Annotated in this window: 6 protein-coding genes and 2 pseudogenes; 5 read left to right on the top strand and 3 right to left on the bottom strand. The window is 59.0% G+C overall.

Features of this window, described 5'->3' with window-relative positions; genetic code table 11:
- The first annotated feature begins 58 nt into the window (after positions 1-58).
- Positions 59-682, top strand: a complete 624-nt coding sequence (locus J8I87_RS43010; protein WP_313068260.1) for an ISAzo13 family transposase — start codon at positions 59-61, stop codon at positions 680-682.
- On the opposite strand, the pseudogene J8I87_RS43015 reads toward J8I87_RS43010, so the two are convergent.
- The 3 genes and pseudogenes from J8I87_RS43015 to J8I87_RS43025 all read right to left on the bottom strand — a co-directional run.
- A pseudogene (locus J8I87_RS43015) lies at positions 650-805 on the bottom strand (AAA family ATPase); the annotation flags it as partial. The gene J8I87_RS43010 and the pseudogene J8I87_RS43015 overlap by 33 nt on opposite strands.
- Before the next feature lie 17 nt (positions 806-822).
- Positions 823-1,296 (bottom strand): hypothetical protein, encoded by a 474-nt coding sequence (locus J8I87_RS46620; protein ID WP_409518891.1) that lies wholly within the window; start codon positions 1,294-1,296, stop codon positions 823-825.
- 154 nt (positions 1,297-1,450) lie between these two features.
- A pseudogene (locus J8I87_RS43025) lies at positions 1,451-1,693 on the bottom strand (transposase domain-containing protein); the annotation flags it as partial.
- A gap of 124 nt (positions 1,694-1,817) precedes the next feature.
- On the opposite strand from J8I87_RS43025, the gene J8I87_RS43030 reads away from it, so the two are divergent.
- The 4 genes from J8I87_RS43030 to J8I87_RS45525 all read left to right on the top strand — a co-directional run bounded on the left by J8I87_RS43030 (position 1,818) and on the right by J8I87_RS45525 (position 6,122).
- On the top strand, positions 1,818-3,050 hold the full coding sequence (locus J8I87_RS43030) for a site-specific integrase (RefSeq protein ID WP_209938690.1): 1,233 nt from the start codon (positions 1,818-1,820) through the stop codon (positions 3,048-3,050).
- On the top strand, positions 3,047-3,994 hold the full coding sequence (locus J8I87_RS43035) for a tyrosine-type recombinase/integrase (protein WP_209938691.1): 948 nt from the start codon (positions 3,047-3,049) through the stop codon (positions 3,992-3,994). The genes J8I87_RS43030 and J8I87_RS43035 overlap by 4 nt, the downstream gene beginning before the upstream one ends.
- The gene (locus J8I87_RS43040) at positions 3,991-4,833 is read left to right on the top strand and encodes a tyrosine-type recombinase/integrase (protein ID WP_313068258.1); all 843 of its coding nucleotides are present in this window, start codon (positions 3,991-3,993) and stop codon (positions 4,831-4,833) included. Before J8I87_RS43035 ends, J8I87_RS43040 begins: the two co-directional genes overlap by 4 nt.
- Before the next feature lie 662 nt (positions 4,834-5,495).
- Positions 5,496-6,122 carry a site-specific integrase gene (locus J8I87_RS45525; protein WP_313068259.1) on the top strand — a complete coding sequence of 209 codons (627 nt, stop codon included), beginning with the start codon at positions 5,496-5,498 and terminating at the stop codon, positions 6,120-6,122.
- Positions 6,123-6,196: the final 74 nt, after the last annotated feature.

Consider the following 6,196-nt stretch of genomic DNA (forward strand, 5'->3'; position numbering starts at 1 on the left):
TCAGCGTATTGCGCAACTCAAGGCGGAATATCTCGAAGACGGCCAGCCTGTCATCAGCATCGATACGAAGAAAAAGGAGATGCTGGGCAACTTCTATCGCGACGGCAAGCTCTACACGCGAGAACAGCTTGAAGTCCTCGACCACGATTTTCCGAGCTACAGCGAAGGCAGCGTCATTCCGCATGGGCTGTACGACATCGGCCTGAACAAGGCACATGTGAACATCGGCGTGAGCCGTGACACGACGCAGTTTGCCTGCGACAGCGTGGCGCACTGGTGGGAAAAACACGGTCGCGCCGATTATCCCCAAGCCATGCGGTTACTGCTTTTGTGCGATGGCGGAGGCAGCAACCCAAGTAATTCATGGCTCTTCAAAAGCGATCTGCAAAATCTTGCAGACCGGCTCGGACTGGAAATCCGGGTGGCCCACTATGCGCCATATTGCTCGAAACATAATCCAATCGAGCACCGCGTGTTCCCATACATTACGCGAGCCTGTGCCGGCGTAGTCTTCAGCAGCGTCAGTCTGGTCCGTGAACTGATCGAAAAAACCTGTACAAAAACCGGTCTGAAAGTTACCGCTGATATCCTTGACGGAGTGTATGAAGCCGGACGGACGGTCACCCGCCACGCCCGCGCTTCACTCAACATCGGGTTCGCTGGCTTCGCGCTCGACGAGTAGTCCGAGTCGCTCCTCGAAGCATAGCCGCTCGATGCCCTCCTGGGCCTGCTGTTCGGCAAGGGCGGCAGCCATGCCGCCCAGGCGCAGCGCATGCAGTTTATCGATGGTCGGATGGTGAAGCATAAGAACTCCGTTTGATTTCAGTGATAGTAAGAAGGTCCGCGCACGTTGGCGTGCACGAGCGGCAGGTCGGCCTGGACAGAAGCCGTTTCAGGCTCCCTGTCCAGACCGTTCTTTAGCGTCGAGGCAATGAACTTGTAGTTCGGCGCTTTCAGATCGATGGCGCGACGGCAGGCGGCCTCGAGCCGGTCCCGTCCGTAGTCCTTGCCCATGCGCAGCACGCCCAGGCAGGCTCGGTATGCCTGCTGCGGATGCTTGCGCGCGCCCAGCAGGTGCTGGATGACGGCGGCGGTATGCGGTGTCACTGACCGGCATATTCGAGCCATTCCGGGATCGGCGTAATCGAGCCACCGGATGATCGCCGCAATCGAGCCAGTGCATGATCGGCGCAATCGGGCCACTCGATGATCGGCGTATTGGAGCCACCGCAGGATCGGCGTAATCGAGCCACGTAGCGGGCTCAGTGTTCTGTTGGGCGCCGGCCCGAAACGCATTTCGAATTTCCGCAACCCGGTACCTTCGGACTTTTTGCCCGGAGGGCCGATGAGTCGAAGGAGGTTCGAAGTGTTTGAGTGTAAGCGATCCATTATCGCCGTCCCTCTGAGTAGTGGACAGGCTCGTTGATTCGTGGAGTGGATATGCTGCGAATCAGTTCTGGGGGGACGGCATCCGCCAAGGCACGAGCGCCTCGTAGTCGTCGGCGGTCTTTGTCAGAGGCAGGCGCTCGAACAGCCAGGTCAGGTAACGGTATGGATCGATACCATTGGCCTTGCAGGTTTCAACGAGACTAAAAAGATTTGCGCTGGCATGTGCGCCGGCAACCGTATCTGCGAACAGGAAGCCCTTGCGTGCAACGACAAACGGGCGAATGGAATTTTCACAAGGATTATGCCGACTCCCCGATTATGCCGCGTCATGCATACGCGTGGCGGTGGGTATGGCCTTTCACGATCGCTGTGTCGGCATAAACATATGATTTCTCAGGCTGGCTATCGCGCTGACCAGGAGAGATCAGATGAATGCGACACGCACAGTCAGCGAATCCGGCGGACTGCCGGCCCATCACATCGATGCATTTCTTGATCGTCTACGGACGGCACACTACTCCGAGGTATCGCTTCGCAAGAAACGAAGAGTCCTGTGTGCGTTCTCTGGGTGGATGAAGAACAGGAACATCGACCTGATTGATCTCGATGAGTCTGTCACGGCTCGTTTTATGAAGCGCATGATCGACGCATCACGAGACCGCGTCCAGCGTGCGCGTCCCACATTACGGCAGTTTCTCGCCTATCTGCGCGCGGAAGCCATTGTGTGTTCGCCGACGTTGGGCGGCCAGTCCGCGATCGCGCACATTTATCGCCGATACCTGGACCATCTGAGGCAGGATCGGGGACTCGCGAAGAACTCGCTGCTCGTCTACGGCCCGTTTATTCGCGACTTTCTCGACAGCCACTCGGCCGGCGACGGAAGTTTATTGCCAGATGCATTTGACGCGGTAACGATCCGGAATCATCTTCTTGCCCGCAGCAAAGGTCGATCGGCGGAGTACACGCGGCTGATGGCAGTTGCGCTTCGCTCGTTCTGCCATTTCCTCTATCTGCGTGGCGATACGGCCCGAGACCTGTATGAGTCAGTGCCCTCGGTTCGCAAGTGGCGACAGTCGACTGTGCCGACGTTCCTCACGCCTGAGCAGCAGGAAGCGCTCATTGCATCTGCAGACCGGTCGACGCCGACTGGGCGCCGTGACTATGCAATCCTGCTATTGTTGGCGCGGCTCGGCTTACGTGCCGGAGAAATAGTTGCCATGCAGCTCGACGACATTCACTGGCGTTCGGGGAAACTCGTCGTTCATGGCAAGGGGCAGATGGTGGAGCACGTCCCCCTGCCATCGGAGGTCGGAGCAGCAATCGCTACATATCTCCGCGATGGTCGCGGAGCAGGTGCATCGCGGCACGTATTTCTTCGCAGATTGGCACCTCGGGTTGGTCTGGCGGGACCGGCGGCGATCGGCAAGATTGTTTGTCAGGCCTTCGCACGTGCCGGTTTCCGCCCCGCGTGCCGTGGTTCCGCACATCTGTTTCGTCACGGTCTGGCGACGACGATGATTCGTCACGGTGCGTCGATGGCGGAAATAGCCGAGGTCTTGCGGCATCGCTCACAGGACAGTACCGCGATCTACGCAAAGATCGCGTTTGAGGACCTGCGCGGGGTCGCGCGTTCGTGGCCCACGGCGGGAGGTGCAATATGACTGCGATCCACGAGTCTCTCGCCCGGTACGTGGCAGTCCGCCGTGCTCTCGGGGCGTCATTCTATGAGCCTGCATTGGCACTCGGTCATTTCGTTGATCTGCTGGAACGCGAAGGCGCCGAGTTCATTACAACCGATCTGGCTCTGCGCTGGGCGACGACGCCCGTACTCGTCGAACGCGCTACCTGGGGGCGGCGCCTCTCTCAAGTGAGAGGATTTGCCAGATGGATGAACGTGATTGACAGTCGAAACCAGATTCCTCCGGCAGGACTCCTCAGTGCCCGAAGACGGCGCAACGCCCCGCATATTTACACTGAGCAGGAAATTGATCTGCTTATGACCCGCGCCGCTCAACTGCGATCCCGCACCGGCATGCGGGCACTGACCTATTCGACGCTCATAGGGCTTCTTGTAGCGACGGGCCTCAGGCCAGGCGAAGCGCTTCGGCTCGACCGGTGCGACGTTGACCTCGTCAGCGGGATACTCTCCATCCGGGAATCGAAGTTCGACAAATCCCGCTTTGTTCCTGTAGCAGAGTCTTCCAGGGTGGCACTCGAACGCTATGCCCGGAATCGCGATCAACTCTGTCCTGTACGATTGAGCGAGGCGTTCCTGGTTAGTGAGCGCGGCAAGCGACTGAAGGCAAGCACTGCACGAAGCATGTTCGTCAGAATGTCGCGCGCTGTTGGTCTGCGATCGGCGACAGAGGACGGGCGCGATGGTTACGGCCCGCGTCTCCAGGACTTCCGGCATAGCTTCGCGACTGAAAGGCTGGTCGAATGGTATCGCGCCGGTCTGGACGTGAGTCGGGAATTGCCGAAACTTGCCGCCTACCTCGGGCATGTCAACATCGGCCTTACGTACTGGTACATCGAAGCGGTTCCTGAACTGCTTGAACTCGCGGCAGCCTATCTCGACAGGGACTGTCCGGGAGAACGGCCGTGAGCGCCGCCAGCCTCCCAGCCCTCGTTCAGCGCTTCTTCACCCAGCGCCTGCTCGAGCAGCAAGGTCTGAGTTCGCATACGGTGGCAAGTTACCGGGACACGTTCCGGCTGCTGCTGGCGTTCGCCACGAAGCATATTGGGCGCGCGCCGTCAAAGCTGCGAATCGAGGACTTCGACGTGTCGTTGATCGAGGAATTCCTGCAACACCTCGAACACGGCAGAGGCAATTCGGTGCGCACACGCAACACGCGGCTTGCCGCCGTGCATGCCTTCTTCCGGTTCGTCGCGGTCAGCGAGCCAGCGTTGTTTCTGCAGTGTCAGCGCATTCTTGCAATCCCATCCAAACGCTGCGAGCACGGCCCGGTTGAGTTTCTGACCGAGAGCGAGGCCGCCGCTCTGGTAGGGGCGCCTGACGTACGAAACTGGATCGGCAACCGCGACCGGACGCTGCTTCTTGTAGCGGTTCAAACGGGTCTGCGCAATAGCGAATTGACCGCACTCCGGCGTCAGGATGTGACGCTCGGCACAGGCGCCCACGTTCGTTGCCTCGGCAAAGGCAGAAAGATGAGATGCACTCCGCTGCGACCGGATGTAGTTGCCGTCCTGAAACAGTGGCTGCTGTATCAACCAGGCGAACCAGGCGATCCGGTCTTCCCCAGTTCGCGCGGTGGTCATCTCAGTGCCGATGCTCTTCAGCAACTCGTGTCGCGCAACGCCGAAATCGCGCGCCTCTCGTGCCCCTCGCTGAAGAAGAAATCAATAACGCCCCATACGCTTCGGCACTATATGCCGTGCCTGATTATGTCTTGTAGTCGCGTTATGACCTGTTTTTCCGGGTAAAATGCATGACGCGGGAGAGAGATAATCTTTGACTCCTTCCATCCGGTCCCCGCGTTGGGGAAGGAGTCCATCGTGAAGTACGCCATTCATGATCAGGTCACTCTGTCGCGAGCGCCAGAAGGCCCGCTGGCTGACCATTTGATATCCTTTGCGAATGCGATCAGCGCTCAAGGATACAGCGCGAAGTCCATGAAGCAGCAGGTACGAATCGCCGCATGCTTTAGTCGATGGCTTAAGCAGACAGGTGTCAGCGTGCAGGACATTTGCTTCGACCATGCGAGACGGTATTTGCGCTATCGAGCCCGGCATGTCCGACCTTACCTTGGGGATCGAGCGGCACTCAGGCATCTCATCGATTTTATGCGGAGCGAGGGTGTGATTCCTGTCGAGAAGACAGCCACACGTCGGGTGCCGCCGGTTGAGATCTGTGCACAGGCATACGCGGAGTACTTGCGCGACGCACAGGCTCTCGCCGTGGCAACGGTCATTAACTACGTGCCATTCGTACGAGATTTTCTCCGCTATTGCTTCGGTGATGGGAAGGTCACGCTTTCGCGATTACGTGCCGCAGATGTCGTGGGTTTTGTGCAGCTTAACGCACCACGTTTGCATTTGCGGCTCGCGAAGCTCATGACCACCGCCCTGCGATTTTTCTGCGCTACGTGCGCTATCGCGGCGACGTTGCGCTCGACCTGGCGGCTGCCGTTCCAGTCGTCGCCAACTGGTCGATGCCGTCAATTCCTCGCGCGATTTCTGCTGACCAGACGCGCCAGTTGCTGGCTAGCATCGATCGACGAACTGCAGTCGGTCGTCGCGACTACGCCATCTTGCTTCTCCTGGCGCGACTGGGATTGCGCTCTGGTGAGGTCGCCTTTCTTGAGCTTGATGATATCGACTGGGGCGCGGGCCAGGTGAGCGTACGCGGCAAGAGTGGCCAACGCAGCGAGCTACCGTTACCCGCGGACGTCGACAAGGCGATCGCAGCGTATTTGCAGCATGGACGTCCTCATGGCGCTAGTCGTCGCGTCTTTTTACGTGCGAAGGCGCCCATCACAGGCTTTCGTGGACAAAGTGGCGTTGGCTCTCTCGTCCGGCATTCGCTTCAGCGCGCTGGCATCGACGCGCCCACCATGGGTGCCCATCAGTTCCGCCACGGCCTGGCCACCCAGATGTTGAGCCATGGAGCTTCCCTCAGCGAGATCGGCGAGGTGTTGGGTCATCGTCATCCACAGACCACGAAGATATATTCCAAGGTCGACATCAAGGCATTGCGCACACTCGCTTTGTGAACCGCCCCGGGATTCCCGGAGACCGTTTTGCTTGAGTCATGCCGCAGTGACAGACCCAGTGAGATTTGCATAAT

Source organism: Paraburkholderia sp. LEh10 (genome assembly GCF_017814945.1).
Lineage (GTDB): Bacteria > Pseudomonadota > Gammaproteobacteria > Burkholderiales > Burkholderiaceae > Paraburkholderia.

What these genes read in the sequence shown, in the direction of transcription:
- J8I87_RS43035 (WP_209938691.1), top strand. Translation starts at nt 3,047, where the DNA reads ATGACTGCGATCCACGAGTCTCTCGCCCGGTACGTGGCAGTCCGCCGT.
- J8I87_RS46620 (WP_409518891.1), bottom strand. Translation starts at nt 1,296, where the DNA reads ATGCGTTTCGGGCCGGCGCCCAACAGAACACTGAGCCCGCTACGTGGC.
- J8I87_RS43030 (WP_209938690.1), top strand. Translation starts at nt 1,818, where the DNA reads ATGAATGCGACACGCACAGTCAGCGAATCCGGCGGACTGCCGGCCCAT.